We start from the raw sequence: 14,683 nt of genomic DNA on the forward strand, positions 1-14,683 counted from the left end.
GAAAAGACAGACTGCATCATACTCATCATAAACAGCTATGCAGTCCGTTCTGGCATTCAAGGTCTAACAGGCCCTAGAAACCTGCTTTCAGCGTGCAAGGAAAGGAGGGTTTCTGTTTGGCCAAGCAGACTTTGCAGCACGACCGGGACGGTGCGGCGGAAATGGTAGTGTGAGCCGATAAGGCGGAGCATGACCAATTTCCGTTCCGGAAAGGCAAACGGGAAAATCCCGCAAACACGTCAATTTCTTATTTTTCTATTATATTTTAATGGGTTGGTGGTACGAACTGCGGGACTCGAACCCGCTCGCTTTGGTCGCAAACAATCAGACAACCCATTGAAACAGAACGATAATTTCAGACGAAATCATCCTTCACATGGTGACTGCGGGTTCACTGTGCGGGCAAACCCGTGGTGCAGTCAAGAGAGGGATTTGTCTGGCTTTTGGTAACGATACCATGTATATACTTGGTATAAACTCCAACTAGGGAAAATCATCATGCAGGGCGTTGTCAGGAAATGGGGGAACAGTGCAGCCATTCGTCTTCCTGCTGGTGTGCTTGAAGCTGTCAGTCTGAAGATTGATCAGGCCGTCGATGTCCGGGAAGAAGATGGACGCATCATCATAGAACCAGTCAGAGCAGTTCCTCTTAAACTGGAAGAATTAGTTTCCGGTATTACAAACGAGAACCGCCATGATGAAATGGACTTCGGTCCATCTGTTGGTGGTGAAAGCTGGTGAGTGGCAAAGCAATGACTGTCTGGGTTCCTGATTGCGGGGACATTGTCTGGCTTGAGTTTGATCCGCAGGCGGGCAGGGAGCAGGCTGGGCACCGACCTGCTGTTGTGCTGAGTCCTGTCAGCTATAACGCTAAAGCTGGAATGATGCTGTGCTGTCCGACAACGACCAAGATCAAAGGTTATCCTTTTGAAGTGGCTTTGACTGGAAAAACTGCCAGTGTAGCCTTGTCAGATCAGGTGAGAAGTTTGGATTGGCGCGTTAGAAAGGCAAAGCTCAAAGGTAAAGTTTTACCAGAAGAACTTGAGGCCATCCGACAACGTATCAGATTGCTGGTTGGGTAATAAAAGCAAGTTTTTCAATAATTTTCAAAAACAAAAGAAAACAGGGAGCCAGCCGTGCAAACCAGCTGACACGTTGTGTCGCGATGGTTCGCAAAATGGTCAGGGGGAGACTATTGCTCTCCTCCGCATCTTCCTCCTAAAAAAGTAGGAGACACCCAGTGTCACGGCCGTACGAGCGTGCAGCTAATCCGATCAGAAGGCGATATTAAGTATTAAAGAAGTTTTCTTCTATAAAAAGCTCGTAGAGAATCTGGAACCGGCATTCTTCCTCCGAGAACCTCGAAAAAACGTCCTTCACGAACAGCCCCTGGGATGCGGATAATCCGACCACCTGCTGATCTTCGTCTAGAATTTGCCTCATTAAGCGCACTCAGAAGTAAAACTTGGAAGAACCAAATGTCGTATTTACCTCGCACCCACTTCTTAGCTGAATTGATATCGAGTATGCGCGCCCATTTTAGCACACTTGAAATAGAAGGCCTTTTTTCGTTTGAAATTACTCGTTTCTTAAACTCTACAAATCCTGATTTAGTAAGTTTCGGGTCTAGACCGGATAAAGTGACTATACCTTTCAATCCGGTTGTATTACGAAGGTTGGGAGCGCAGCCTTCCTGCTTTGCCGCTATAATCCACGCACTGAGCGGTAAAATTTTTCTATAGAACTTCAGTAAGCCTGTGGATATTGTATTTTCAATGCGAGAAAATTCTGGATCTGCCTTGGATATTCTAATGATATCTGACATAAGTATTCTTGCGCCACACACATTCGATAGATCATTTTCTATGGAGTAGTGATCAGTAATATATGTATGTTCATCTATTTCTACTTGGATACCTAGAATATCGTCATAGTCTCTATCAACAAAAAATAGACATTTGTTAATATCGTATAATTCTTCTTTTGCTGAATCTCTAACTTCTATTACATTTTTTTTGCCGCCGCAGTCATAGATATAATAATTTTTATCTCCAACATAACGTCTCGCTTCTGGCATATAAAATAAACCATCTTCTTCTCCTTCGAAGAAGAAATGATATTCTTCCTGATTTGGATTATACAATAACTTAAACTGGTGCAAGGCAGCTATCGAAGAGTTGGCCTCTTCTAAAAGATATTGCGCGTAATCATCGATAATAGTCATTGAGAGAGGCCGCTTGTCCGACGACGCAGATCAACAGCTGTATTTTTTAATCTATTTTGGTAAATAAACGGACTATGAGTTACAGATAACACAAAACTACAGCGATTAGAGTCGAGTATATCTGTTAAAAATCTCTTCTGCCAAGGAACTGACAGCGATAACTCTGGCTCATCAATTATCACAATTTGATTGTCCGCATCATCTAAATATAAATGAGAGAATAGTGAGACAACTTGTTTTTCTCCAGAAGACAGCATACTTAAATCTATAGGGCGACCACGGTCGTCTTGTATTTTTATTGTAAACTTAGTGTCATCGTATAGCATCTCTTTGCCCGGCCTCAGATATGCATTGCATACGTCTACAAAAGCCGTCACCTGAATCTCTTGCTTAGATATATCGGCACTTGCACTCATAAGTCTGGTAAAGTAATGAGCCAAATAACGATCATTGACTTCCATTTCTGTCCGTTTTTTTCCTTTCATGCTGAGGATTTTTTCTCTAAGAAGTTCTTTTTCGTTAATTGATAGTACTTGCTCACTTACACGACCAAGGATAATCGCTAGGCCGTTTTCATCAAGTTCCGATATCTCAGATGGAGAATACTGATCGGCAGTACCCTTAATCACATCTCGCAGGTAGAGCCCAGATAGGTCGTTAAACTGGGAAAGTGAGTAATCTCGTAAGAAGCGGATTTTGGTATCAATGTTGGACCTCACATCCTCCATTCCGAAGCTCACAAGATCAACATAATGTTTGGCGGATCGTGTGAAGGCAAAAGGAACGTTAGAGCGCGTTGACATTCTTATCCGCTCTTCAAGATCAGGAAATATCTCCTTTAAATCCTTCTCAATGCGTCTGTAAGTTGGCAAATACAGAGTTCGACCCGAAAAACGATTCGTGAGTAGTTTTTCAATATTTAAGCGAGGCGAGGAAAATATATCATCATCTTCATAGGATGATATTCTGCGGAAGATTGACATTTGAAGTTGACGAATTTCTTCCATTGGAACGGATAATGCATCAGAAAATTTTTCACGAGATCGCGGCCCCATTCTTCTAGAAGAGATAAACTCTTCGAGGAGATCTGCTGCCTTCAACTTTTCTAGATGGCTATATATTCTAGATGATGGGGGAAAGTCTTGTGTGATTTTATCAAATTGCGAAAGTCCTGTTATATCTGCTCGGAGAGCCCTAATCTCATCATCACCAAACCACAAGGCGACTTCTGTAAAGTCATATTCAACTAAACGGCTCCACTGTCGCGATACAAAGAAATAAAATATGTTCGTGACGCTGCTTTTTCCTATACCGTTCGGTCCAACGAGTATAAGCGCGTCACCTTCGATCGGCAGGCTTATATCTCGATTACCAAAGAGTCCCTTGATCTCAAATTTAGTTGGTCGTTTCATCTCAACCTCAGCCTGCGGTGATAATACGGTTATCTCACTGTAAGTCTTTTTTTCAGAAGTAGGTAGTTGATTAAAATATTTCGTACTTACTATCGAGCAAGATCAGGCATAGACGAAGCGTTTTCGCTCATGTCTGCTTTGCGAATAGCGAATAGCGAATAGACAAGTTAGATGTCTGACATGAGGGCGGAAACAGTCATTAAAGTCAGTCTTAATTCATTGTTTTGGGGTCAACGGGGGAGGTCTCTCCCCCTTGCCAGATGCTCAATGGGTAGCCATTGAGCACTGCTGGCTCCCTTTTAAATCGTCATGTTTGCAAAGGCTGTTTCTGGGTAGCTTATTGCTTCTATGGTTTGCAGTAAATTGGCTGTCGAGATACCAGTGAGATAGGTCGTCGTGCCCTGACTTTTGTGGGTTGCTTCATGACCTAACAGGCGGTCAATCCAGACTTCTCGGATATTGGCATCGGCGTTTCGAAGTTGGGTGGAAACGGTATGCCGGAACGAGTGAAATGTGATTTCAGCAGGCAGACCAATGCGGGTCTTGAGCAATGAGAAAGCCCGTCCCAACGCTGCGCCCCTGACACCCTGTTTCGAGGTTTCAAGACCGGGAATGAGATAAGGGCCATCAGTGGTATCCTTAAAGGCCAGAACTCCTGCTTCAATCAGTTTTGAATGGGCAGGCACAATGCGGGTGCTGGCGTCCGTTTTTGGTGTCCATCCGTCATCAGAATGTGGTCTGACCATAAAGCAGGGGATACCATCAACGTTTTGGAGGTCTTCTTTGCGCAAGGCGCAAATCTCGCCAAGCCTCATGCCGGTATAGGCGGCAATCAAGGTGACTAGTCGGAAGGTCTGTTCTGGCACGGACGTGCTGTGCCATGAGGCAGAGGCCAGCAAAGCCAGTTCTCTGGCAGCCCAGCTTCTGCGTATGGTCTTGTGCCCATTCTCGAAATTCCAGCCTGTCCACGGATTGCGTGTGACCAGTTCCCGCTGGTGTAACTGGTTCCAAAGAGCAGAGAGGCGCATCATATGATTTTTGACGCTCTTACCACTCAGGGTCGGCAGACTTTCCTCTCTGGCCCGCTGTGCCTCTTCTTCAAGGGTAAGGCTGCTCTTGCGTTTTCCCAGTGAGGCTGGAAGGGAAAACAGGAGGTCACGGAACGCTCCCGCCTTTTCGCCACCGATAATGGATACAGGCGCATCTCCAAAAGCTTGCAGGAACAGGTCTACGGCCCGTTGAGTGGCTTTCTTGGTGTCAGCACTGGCATGAGGGTTATCCAAGACAAAGCGTTTCAGGGCACCGGAAAGCATCAAGGGTTGGGCTTTGGGTGCTTTGGCCGTTTTCTTGACTGTTCGGGGTTTTGGCATCGGTGCTGGGACCGTCACGGACCCCGTTTCCTGAGCAGATGAAGGTAGATTCACGCTCTGCAAATCCCGCAGTGCAACCCGCAGTTCTTCAAGCCTGCTTAAAGCGTCTGGTTCCGCCAGTACAGAATGGGCTTGCATGAACAGTTCTGTGGTTCTGGCATGAAGCAGAGAAGCGCGTTTGCGGGCTTCATTCTGGTAGCCTGTTTTCAGAGAAACCCAGATTTCCCGCCGGTTTAAAGCTGTTCGCAGGGCAGGGGGAACAATACGGCGAAAGTGATAGGTGGTACCTCGGACACGGAGCATAAAATCTTCCCTCGGTGGGGAAGGACGATGGAGCAAAGACAGCCTTTGCCCCTCATTCAGCCGAAAAATCGTGCTATTTCAGGTGTCTGTGGTGCGAACTGCGGGACTCGAACCCGCACGCCCTTACGGGCTGGAGATTTTAAGTCTCCTGCGTCTACCATTCCGCCAAGTTCGCATCGGGGTGGCTGGGGTTGTGAGTGTTGCCAGCCGGACAGGGCGTTTTACTGTGTTATGGCGGGTTTTAGCATGTTGGGCTGTGGCGGCAAGGGGGTCTGTCGTTGGTTCGTGTGTTGCGTTGCTTAGCGGGCTCCGAGCAGGGCGGAACCGTGGTGTTTTAGCCAGCGTTCTGCGGTGTGTCTGTGCGGCGTGAGCTGGTCAACCAGTGTCCAGAAGGCCGGGCCGTGATTCATATGGCGCAGGTGGGCCAGTTCGTGCGCAATCAGATAATGTCTGACAGAGGCTGGTGCCATGATCAGACGCCAGGACAGCATGATGCGGCCGGAGGACGAGCAGCTTCCCCAGCGGCTGGAGGTGTCACGGATATCCAGTCGTGTGGGGCGGAGGCCTGTGGCCTGTGCCTGCGCGCGGAGTTCCTGACCAAGGACGGTGCGTGCGTGGTTTCGTAAAAAATCGCGCACCCGTCTGCCGATAAACTCTTCCGTACCACTGACAAAAATCTGCTGAGCCTCTATCCACACCCCGCTTCTCGCCGCAGGCTGATGCACAATAAGATGCGGTATGCCTTCAACCGGAATGGTTCTGCCTGCCAGAAAAGCCGGGGCATTGTGCAGAGCCGCAAGACGTTTTGTGATCCAGTGCCTCTGCGTTTTAAGAAACGGCATGGCGTCCTGAGGAGTCAGGGGGCCGGGAAGAGTGACGGTCACTGCCTGCCGGAGTGCGTCAATGCGGAGAGAGAGGCGTCTTGCCCGGCTGGAGCGCTTCCAGAGGATTGGTACGCGGCAGTCAGGCGCCAGTTCAATAACATCCGGCGCAGCATCCACAGGGAGGATGCGGGGAGCGGTGCTTACCCCCCGTTGGGATAGAAGAATGGGTTTTTCAGCGCGTGCCGGTACGGACATGGCGCACGGCGGGCCGCGTCTGTGGACTGGCTTTTTTGGGTTTTCTGGTTGGCTGGCCGGGCCATTTTACCAGATAGTCTTCCAGTGCTCCGGCCTGTCTTTCACTGATGCAACGGCCTGCCGCTGAAGCACCGGATTCAATGACGCTGTCCGCCGTTCCGGTCAGAAGAGGATGCCATGTGGGGAGGGAGCGCCCTTCTGACAGGCGACGATAAGCGCAGTCGGGCGGCAGCCAGTCCAGCCCCGCGACCATTTCCGGCGTCAGCGTAATGCAGTCCTGCACTTTTCTGTGGCGCTGGGGGTAGTCCGTACAGCGGCAGGTGGAGACATCCAGCAGACGGCAGGCGACAGACGTGTAGTGAATTTCGTCCGTTTCTTCGTCACGCAGTTTATGCAGACAGCAACGGCCACAGCCATCACACAGAGATTCCCACTGTGCAGTGGTCATATCTTGAAGGGGGGTCGTTTCCCAGAACGGAGCCGAGGATGAAAGAGACGTCATACCGCACAGGATAAACTGGCAGGATGCCTCAGGAAAGAGGGGCTTTATGAATTCCCAGATTAATTCCCAATGTGCCAAGCGCGCTCAGGGCACAAGCCAGACACAGGCTGCCCGCCAGTGAACGGCTCAGAAGAGGCAGCCAGAGCAGACGCAGGCGGAGGAAAGGCGTGGCGCCCAGTTCTTGCGCTGTGCGGCGCCATGTGGGCGGAGCGTCTTTGAGGTGACCAAGCGGCACCAGAGAAAGAGCCGGGCCGATCAGAACGCCCTGAAAAAAAGAAAGGAGCAGGGTTGGGGTGTCGGAGTGCAGCAGAAAAGGCAGCGCGAGGGCAAGGCCGGTTGCCGGGAGCAGAACCAGCAGGAGCAGCGTGTAAAGCCTCGTTCCCTGCCGTGTTGCGAGGGTTGCCGTAAGCACAAGGGCTGCGAGGCAGAGCCCGGTGAGGGCCATGAACAGGGAGTGTGTGATCAGAAACGGAAGCATGCTGGACGGCGGAAAAGTCACCGGTCTTCAGCCCAGTGTGTAAAACGTGCAGACAGGGTGGGGAGATGCGCGCTCCAGAAGGTGTCATTCACCGCAATGGGGGGCAGCAGACGGCGGTTATCCAGAGAGCCGGAATTGATTTCCGCCAGAGAAGGCAGAGATGGCCACGCATTGGCGAAGGCCTGCTTCTGGGTCGGGTGTTCCAGCCAGGCCGTGAGGGCGAGCGCCGTGTTTTCCTGCGCTGAGGTTTTTGGCACGCCCCATGCGTAGTTCACCTGAAGGCGCTGGGGCCAGTAGAGGCCAAAGCGGTCACGCTCGGCCTGCGGGGCGCTGAGAATTTCTCCTGTGGGCACGCTCCCCATCAGAGCGCCACCGCTTTTGAGAATCCGTGCAGCCTCTTCCGGGGTGGACCACCAGACGATGTAAGGGCGGAGCTGGTCGAGCTTGCGGAACGCGCGGTCTACGCCGTCCTGCGTGTTCAGCACGCGGTACAGCGCATCAGGCGAGACACCGTCTGCCAGCAGGGCGATTTCCAGCGTGGTGCGCGGGTCACGACGCAGACTGCGGCGGCCGGGGTGCCGGGCAACATCCCAGAAGTCCGACCAGTCTGGCGGGGTATCAAAACGGGAGCGGTCCCACGCCATGGCAAAATCAATGGAGGCGGAAGACTGGCCACATCCGTTGGGGGAAGGATCTGCCGGGTCCCGCACCAGAAGGCCCATCGAACAACTGATTTGCAGGGAGCTGGTTTCCATCATCACCGCTGCCCAGCGGTGGGGCGCATCGGCCTCCTGCTTGCGAAGAGACTCGATTTCTCCATCCCATGAGGCCGGAGCCAGAGGTTGCCTGATAAGCTGGGCATAGGGTGTGAACAGCACTTTTTGCTGCGTGGCGGTAATGGCGCCCCCGAATGTCAGAATACGAACCGGCTGCACCACAGCCCGATGAAGCCGGCGTACCGTACGCGCCTCAGCCTGCGAAAAAGCAGGGAGCACCAGACTGCCGAGGACAAGCGCCGTCAGCCCGCGCCGGACCAGAGCCGACAGGGCGGAGGGACGCTGCGCGGGGGAGCGGAGGGGCGTCTGAGAAGATGCGTCACGGTACGAAAAAAGGAACAGGGGTAGCCTCACGCGGTTGCTGTAACGGTCTAACAATACGTCTAGCCTGTTTTCTGGTCCATCGGAAAGGCAGTGGCGTTTGCTGTTTGCCAGGCGAGCAGCGCGACGCGTCCCGGTTCCAGGTCCCGCAGGGTATGCACGGGCGGGCGATGGGCAATGAGTTCCCCGCCATCACGCATACGGAAACGCATATGAATGGCCGTGCCCACATGCCGGGCGGAGACCAGAGTACACAGCAGCATGTCCGGCTCTTCAGGCTGGGTGGTTACCTGACGCGGGAACATGACGGAGAGCCGGTCCGGAGGGATGCAGATATTGGCGAGGTCCTGTTCCGCCAGCCCCGGTGCGGCCATGGCCTCCACGGTCTCACCCGTGGGCAGGCGGAGTTCGGCTATATCATCTTCAGCGTACAGAACCTTGCCGGTCAGGACGTTGGCCTCCCCAAAGGCAATGGCCACCTGTTCATGCTCCGGGCGGCTGAGCAGATCCGGCGGTGTTGCAAGCTGAAGCAGGACACCGTTTTCCAGAATACCAATACGGTCCCCGGCCATCAGCGCCTCTGTCCGGTCCCGGGTTAGCAGCAGCAGGCTCAGCCCGATGGCGCGTTGCAGTTTTTCCAGCAGCGCCAGCATGCGGGTTGTGGCGGTGTGGTCAAGCGTGCTGAAGGGGGCGTTGAGCACCAGACACTCTGGCCGCATGACAAGGGCACGGGCTAGCTGGCCGCGCACGGCCTGCTCGGGCGTCAGGCGGGTGGCTTTAAGAGCGCTCCGCCCGTCCAGCCCGACGAGGGAGAGGGTTTCCAGCGTGCGGCGCTCACATTCCGCCGCGGACACCTGTCCGGCAGCCCGGAGTGGGAAGAGAATATTCTCTGCCAGCGTAAGGTGCGGGAAAAGCGGCGCGTGCGCCCCGAGCGTTGCCAGCCGACGCTGGCCCGTTGGCCGGTGCGTGACGTCCTCTCCTCCCACGCGGATCTGGCCGCCATAGCTGGGCATGTGGCCAGCCAAAACATCTGTCAGGCGGGTGAGGTCCTCATGCCCGGTGCCGATTCCCAGCAGCGCCACACACTCCCCTTTCGCCACATGCAGGCTCAGTCCGGGGAGCGGCGGCAGAAAAGCGAGATTGTGAAGTTCTAGCGGCGGGTGCGAGCCATGCGCCGTATGCATGCAACCATATCCTTAGCGATCAGTTAGAAGAGTGTTGTCAATAAATCCAACGCGAATAGGGTGTTCCATGTCTTCTGATAAACTCAAGGATGTAAAGGCTGCCGGTGAATCTGCTGCTGAGACAGCCCGTGATGAGATTGAAGCCGTAAAGGCGCATCTGGAACGGCTGATCACCAAGCATGTGGTGCCTGCCCTGACGAATGCTGGCGGCAAAGCCAGTGATTTGACTGAAGAAGCGGTTGCCAATGCGCGCGAACTGGCCAATCATGCGCGCAAAGATATTTCCAAGCAGACGCGTGTGCAGTCGTCATGGGTGTCCATTGCCATTTCCGGCGTGGTGGGCTTTGTCCTCGGCCGGATGTCACGCTGAAGCCTCACGTGATCTGAACGAAGGTAGTCCCGGAGTCCATGCGTATTTTTGAACTTGGCAGGTCCGCCCTGCACGCTCAGTCCCACCTTATGCAGCAGATGGCCATTCGGCTGGGGAAACAGGCGGCATTTCTCGTTGCCGCTGCGGTATTCGGGTTTTTCGCCCTGATTTCCGGGCATGGACTCCTGTGGGCCCTGTTCCTGTTTACCTTCCACTGGGGACCGGTGACGGCCGCATTCGGCGTGTTTGCGCTGGATGTGATCTTTGCCCTGATCTGCGTCCTCTTTGGCCGCCGCTCTTACCTGACGACCGCGGAAGTGGAAGCCCGGATTGCCCGTAACCGCTGCGCCACGCAGATGCGGGAATCAGTCACTCTGGCGGCAGTCACGGCCACTGTGGCGGGTTCTCTGGGCCGCAGCGGCACCCGCAAAGTGTGGGATGTGGTGCGTCGCAAGAAGAACTAAGTCTCCATCCGCCTTTGCCCATAGGTTCCATTCCAATTTTGCATTGGCAGGGGCGGATTTTTTCTGGGAATGATTGCCCTGTGATTTTGTGAGTGTGCGAACAGTTTGCATGCTTGCTAGTATGGGCACGTAATGGAACCTCCGCGTTATCCTGACAAGAGTATCGAAACCCGCCGGTCCTTCGGGCACCGGCTGGCTCGCCTTGCGGCCATCTGGCGGCGCGAGATTGATGCCGATCTGCGCCGGTTCAGCCTGACGGACGCAACATGGCGCCCCATCTATTATCTCAATTTTGCCGGTGAACCTGTCAGACAGACAGATCTCGCGCGTTCTCTCTCACTGGAAGCGCCGTCTCTTGTGCGGCTGCTGGATGTGCTGGAGAAGCGCGGCTTTATTGTCCGGGAAATTGATGAGGAAGACCGTCGCTCCAAACTGGTCAGTATTACGGAAGAAGGCCGGAAAGTTGCCGCACTTGTCAGCCATGCGGCTGACGATGTGGCAACACGCCTGACCGAATATGTTACCCCGCAGGAACTGGAAGAGTGCTGCGGGATTCTCGACCGGGTGGAACAGGCCGCGTCCGGTCAGAAAGATCTGGCAGGCCCGGAGCGGGCACGCGCATGATGAGAGTGATTACGAGAATGGCGTCATGCTGACGGAATTCAATCTCTTTGGCGTCTTCATGGCGCCAATCGTCGTCTACGCACTGGCGGCGCTGCCCCTTACCATGTGTGTGCGCTTTGTGCTGTGGTGGAGCGGCCTGCTGGGCTGGTTCTGGCACATCGCGCTGTTCGAAGTTTCGCTCTACGTCTGTATCCTCTGCCTGCTCATTTTGTACGTCTGACCCCCAAAAAGGCTTTTGAGTCTCCGCAATGCCCCTTCTGCGCACCCTGATACGAGTTATTCTGACCCTGGCGGTTGTCTCTCTGGCCATTGTGCTGGGGGTGACCCTCTGGAACGTCTACATGATCGCCCCATGGACCCGTGATGGCCGTGTGCGCGTGTATGTTGTGGATGTGGCTCCTGAAGTCTCGGGCACGGTGGTGCAGATCCCCGTGGTGGATAACCAGTTTGTCCATAAGGGTGACCCGCTGTTTGTGCTGGACCCGGTGCGGTTCCGTCTGGCGATCCGTGAGGCTCAGGCCCGGCTGGATGGCGCGCTGGAAGACCTGAAGCTCAAGCGTAATGATGCCCGCCGCCGTATGGGTCTGGGTGGCATTGTCTCGGCGGAAGAGCAGGAAGTCTTCAACTCTAATGTGGCGACGCAGATTGCCGCGGTGGATGCAGCCCGCGCAGCGCTGGACGTGGCGAAACTGAACCTCCAGCGTTCCGTGCTGTATTCTCCGGTGAATGGCTACGTGACCAACCTTAACCTGCGGGTGGGGGATTATGCCTCCTCCGGGCAGGCGCGTCTGGCCGTGATTGATGCGGATTCCTACTGGGTTTACGGCTACTTTGAAGAAACCAAGATGTGGGGCGTGCATGTGGGGGATGAAGCCCGCGTCAAGCTGATGGGCTACAAGCCCATCCTGACCGGCCATGTGGTAAGCATTGCCCGCGGTATTAATGATACCAACGGCACGCCGGACAAGCTTGGTCTTCAGGATGTGAACCCGATCTTTACCTGGGTGCGTCTGGCCCAGCGTATTCCGGTGCGTATCCATCTGGACCACGTGCCGGATAGCGTGACCCTTGCTGCAGGTATGACGGCGACCGTCAGCGTCGGGCCGGAGCCGCGTGGCCGCCGGGGTAAAATGACCACCTGGCTGCAAGACCACCTCTGAGAGCGACATGGAACAGAAGATGAAGGTTCATCGTCGCCTCGGCCTTTTCATGGCGTCCTCCCTGATGCTTTCGGCCTGCACCGTCGGGCCGAACTATCAGCCTGAACACATGAAGGTGCCGGCCCAGTTCAAGGAAGCAGCGGAAGAGCACCCTGCTACCCAGGAAGAAATTGACCGCACCAACAAGGAAATGACCGAGTGGTGGGCCGCGTTCAAGGACCCGGTGCTGACCAGTCTGGTCGAGCAGGCGATCAAGGGGAACTATGATCTCCAGATTGCCGGGCAGCGGATTCTGGCCGAGCGCGCTATCCGGGATCGTTCCGCGTCACAATGGTATCCGCAGATGGATGCCAACATCGGCGGTGGGGATGTTCGGTATTCTCTGAATATTGATAACTGGCCGATCCGCCCCGGTAACCCGCAGAACCGGCCGGAAGCCTCCATGCTGACCTATGGCGCGATGGCGACGTGGGAAGTGGACGTGTTCGGGCGGATCCGGCGGGATGTGGAAGCGCATGAGCGTGCAGTGGAAGCCTCCATTGAAGGCCGCCGTGCACTGCTGATGACAATGCTGTCCGAACTGGCATCGGATTACATGCTGCTGCGCGTGACGCAGTTGCAGATCAAAATTGCCACGGACAATATTGGCGTTGCCAAGCGCGCGGTGGATCTGACCAACAAGCTGTATCTGGAAGGTGTGGGCAACACCTTGCAGATTGCGCAGGCTCAGGCGGAACTGGATACGCAGATTGCTGCGCGTGAACCGCTGAAAACCCGTGTCTCTCAGGTGACGCACGCCATTGCCGTGCTGCTGGGGCAGATGCCGGGGTCTCTGGAGGATGAACTGAAGGTGCCGCGGCCTCTGCCGACTGTGCCGGAATTTCCGGCCACCATGCCATCTGTCGTGATTGCCAACCGCCCGGATATCCGGATGGCGGAGCGGCAATATGCTCTGGCTACGGCGCAGATTGGTGTGGCGGTGGCAAACCTGTACCCGCACTTTGTCATTCCGCTGACCTTCAACCCGAATGCGTCGGCCATGTATCAGCTGTTTCAGGTCAACGCCATGAGCTGGCAGTTCCTGATGATGGCCAGCCTGCCGCTGATGCATGGTGGCAAAATGACGTCTGAAGTCCGGGCGGCGCAGGCCTCGGCGGAAGCCGCGCGCCTGACATACCGGCAGTCCGTGCTGAATGGCTTCAAGGAAGTTGAAGACGCCATGGCCGCATGGCACGATGATATTGAATATGCCGAGCAACTGCACAAAGCCGCAGAAGATAGTGCGACGGCCAGTGAACGAGCCCGTAAACTGTATGGTGCAGGTCTTGTCGGGTTTCTGGAAGTGCTGACAACCGAGCGCACAACCCTGAATGCGCAGAACATGGAAGCCATGGCCCGGCTTGAGCGGCTGCGGGACGCTGTGAACCTTTACACAGCGCTTGGCGCAGGCTGGAAAGGCGTGGCGCTGACCAATTCGACCCTGCCTGTTTCCCTCGAAACGCAAAACGTGTTAGCGCGGGCTTTCAAGCAATGATCTGAAAGGTCACACCATGAGTGCGTCTTCGTCCCCTTACGTGCGTCGGCTGCTCTGGATTGTGGGCTGTTTTGTTGGTGGGTTTGCGTTGCTGTGTGTGAGTGGCTGGGCGCTTGTCGTGCACGGCAGCACGCAGGATACCGCACTGGTCACAGCCCTGCGCTGGCTGCCGGTGGCAACGGGTGCGATTACGGTGGCAGCAGGGTTTTTCCTGCTCAGCCTGCCTGTGCCGGAAGATCCGGAAGACTTCTTTTTACCCGATGATGCTGATGGGGAACTTCAGCGCACAGACGGTAAATAACGCGACGACAACACTCTCTGCCCTGAAGAAAATCCCCTCTCACCTGTGTGTATGAGAGGGGAGGAAAGACTTACTTCTTCGGCAGACGAACGGCTGTGACTTCAATTTCAATCAGCCAGCCGGGGTTAGCGAGCTGCGCAACCGCAAAGGCGGAACGCACCGGCAGGTTGGGCTGCTTTTCCGTACCAAAATACTGGGTGTAGGCTTTCATCATGCCTGCAAAGTCGAGCTGCTTTGTGCGGGGGTCGGCCACCATATAGATGTGCATCTGCACGACGTCGCTCATTGTCAGGTTCAGTTTTTTCAGCTCACCTTCAATGCGCTGGAGGGAGGCAAGCGTCTGGGCCTGTGTGTCCCCGTAGGCTTCAAGGCTTTTGGGCGGTGCGGTTTTGTCCTGCACCGGCGCGCCCATGCCGCTGAGGTAAATGGTGGTGGCCCCGGCGGGCACTTCTACCGCTGTTGAGATGGGGAATTTGCCATCCCCGTGGCGGACAATTCCGCCTTCAGCCTGCGCCAGAGCGGGGAGGGCAGCCAGAGTGGCAAGGGCCGTGGCGGGGATAAGAGCTTTGAAGAGACGCACG

General features: G+C 54.8%; 18 protein-coding genes and 1 tRNA gene. 9 read left to right on the forward strand and 10 right to left on the reverse strand.

Annotated features, from left to right (window positions below):
- Window positions 1-498: 498 nt before the first annotated feature.
- Both JK199_RS14230 and mazF read left to right on the forward strand, forming a co-directional pair.
- Window positions 499-741, forward strand: coding sequence for an AbrB/MazE/SpoVT family DNA-binding domain-containing protein (locus JK199_RS14230; protein WP_025826418.1), 243 nt, complete (start codon window positions 499-501; stop codon window positions 739-741).
- An 11-nt stretch (window positions 742-752) separates the two neighbouring features.
- Window positions 753-1,082: an endoribonuclease MazF gene (gene mazF, locus JK199_RS14235; protein ID WP_212354098.1), complete on the forward strand. Its 330-nt coding sequence runs from the start codon at window positions 753-755 to the stop codon at window positions 1,080-1,082.
- 212 nt (window positions 1,083-1,294) lie between these two features.
- Here the strand turns inward: mazF and JK199_RS14240 are convergent, their stop codons facing one another.
- The 9 genes from JK199_RS14240 to JK199_RS14280 form a co-directional block, all read right to left on the reverse strand.
- Window positions 1,295-2,224 (reverse strand): DUF4435 domain-containing protein, encoded by a 930-nt coding sequence (locus JK199_RS14240; protein WP_212377151.1) that lies wholly within the window; start codon window positions 2,222-2,224, stop codon window positions 1,295-1,297.
- Window positions 2,221-3,636, reverse strand: coding sequence for an AAA family ATPase (locus JK199_RS14245; RefSeq protein ID WP_212377153.1), 1,416 nt, complete (start codon window positions 3,634-3,636; stop codon window positions 2,221-2,223). Before JK199_RS14245 ends, JK199_RS14240 begins: the two co-directional genes overlap by 4 nt.
- 299 nt (window positions 3,637-3,935) lie before the next feature.
- Window positions 3,936-5,309, reverse strand: coding sequence for a DUF6538 domain-containing protein (locus JK199_RS14250; RefSeq protein WP_212377157.1), 1,374 nt, complete (start codon window positions 5,307-5,309; stop codon window positions 3,936-3,938).
- Between the two features lie 89 nt (window positions 5,310-5,398).
- A tRNA-Leu gene (locus tag JK199_RS14255) sits at window positions 5,399-5,484 on the reverse strand.
- Between the two features lie 124 nt (window positions 5,485-5,608).
- Window positions 5,609-6,388 (reverse strand): M48 family metallopeptidase, encoded by a 780-nt coding sequence (locus tag JK199_RS14260; RefSeq protein ID WP_212377160.1) that lies wholly within the window; start codon window positions 6,386-6,388, stop codon window positions 5,609-5,611.
- Entirely contained in the window at window positions 6,366-6,890 is a 525-nt protein-coding gene (locus tag JK199_RS14265) for a YcgN family cysteine cluster protein (RefSeq protein ID WP_212353988.1), read from the reverse strand. The genes JK199_RS14260 and JK199_RS14265 overlap by 23 nt, the downstream gene beginning before the upstream one ends.
- A gap of 28 nt (window positions 6,891-6,918) precedes the next feature.
- On the reverse strand, window positions 6,919-7,389 hold the full coding sequence (locus tag JK199_RS14270) for a hypothetical protein (RefSeq protein ID WP_212377163.1): 471 nt from the start codon (window positions 7,387-7,389) through the stop codon (window positions 6,919-6,921).
- Window positions 7,386-8,522, reverse strand: a complete 1,137-nt coding sequence (locus tag JK199_RS14275) for an extracellular solute-binding protein (RefSeq protein WP_212377164.1) — start codon at window positions 8,520-8,522, stop codon at window positions 7,386-7,388. The genes JK199_RS14270 and JK199_RS14275 overlap by 4 nt, the downstream gene beginning before the upstream one ends.
- 5 nt (window positions 8,523-8,527) lie before the next feature.
- Entirely contained in the window at window positions 8,528-9,649 is a 1,122-nt protein-coding gene (locus tag JK199_RS14280) for an ABC transporter ATP-binding protein (RefSeq protein WP_212377167.1), read from the reverse strand.
- A gap of 67 nt (window positions 9,650-9,716) precedes the next feature.
- Between JK199_RS14280 and JK199_RS14285 the strand changes: the two genes are divergently transcribed.
- The 7 genes from JK199_RS14285 (at window position 9,717) to JK199_RS14315 (ending at window position 14,102) form a co-directional block, all read left to right on the forward strand.
- A complete protein-coding gene (locus JK199_RS14285) occupies window positions 9,717-10,019 on the forward strand; it encodes a hypothetical protein (RefSeq protein WP_025826378.1) in 303 nt (100 codons plus the stop codon).
- Between the two features lie 38 nt (window positions 10,020-10,057).
- A complete protein-coding gene (locus JK199_RS14290) occupies window positions 10,058-10,483 on the forward strand; it encodes a hypothetical protein (RefSeq protein ID WP_025826376.1) in 426 nt (141 codons plus the stop codon).
- A 132-nt stretch (window positions 10,484-10,615) separates the two neighbouring features.
- Complete coding sequence (locus tag JK199_RS14295; RefSeq protein WP_025826374.1) at window positions 10,616-11,107, forward strand: MarR family winged helix-turn-helix transcriptional regulator; 492 nt, start codon at window positions 10,616-10,618, stop codon at window positions 11,105-11,107.
- 25 nt (window positions 11,108-11,132) lie between these two features.
- A complete protein-coding gene (locus tag JK199_RS14300; RefSeq protein ID WP_025826372.1) occupies window positions 11,133-11,327 on the forward strand; it encodes a DUF1656 domain-containing protein in 195 nt (64 codons plus the stop codon).
- 28 nt (window positions 11,328-11,355) lie between these two features.
- Entirely contained in the window at window positions 11,356-12,267 is a 912-nt protein-coding gene (locus tag JK199_RS14305; RefSeq protein WP_025826370.1) for an HlyD family efflux transporter periplasmic adaptor subunit, read from the forward strand.
- A gap of 7 nt (window positions 12,268-12,274) precedes the next feature.
- Window positions 12,275-13,801, forward strand: a complete 1,527-nt coding sequence (locus JK199_RS14310) for an efflux transporter outer membrane subunit (protein ID WP_179194602.1) — start codon at window positions 12,275-12,277, stop codon at window positions 13,799-13,801.
- 16 nt (window positions 13,802-13,817) lie between these two features.
- A complete protein-coding gene (locus JK199_RS14315; protein WP_025826368.1) occupies window positions 13,818-14,102 on the forward strand; it encodes a hypothetical protein in 285 nt (94 codons plus the stop codon).
- A 70-nt stretch (window positions 14,103-14,172) separates the two neighbouring features.
- On the opposite strand, the gene JK199_RS14320 is transcribed toward JK199_RS14315, so the two are convergent.
- Window positions 14,173-14,682, reverse strand: coding sequence for a RidA family protein (locus JK199_RS14320; RefSeq protein WP_077930573.1), 510 nt, complete (start codon window positions 14,680-14,682; stop codon window positions 14,173-14,175).
- Between the last annotated feature and the right edge of the window lies 1 nt (window position 14,683).

Source organism: Acetobacter persici (genome assembly GCF_018256955.1).
GTDB classification, from domain to species: Bacteria; Pseudomonadota; Alphaproteobacteria; order Acetobacterales; family Acetobacteraceae; genus Acetobacter; species Acetobacter persici.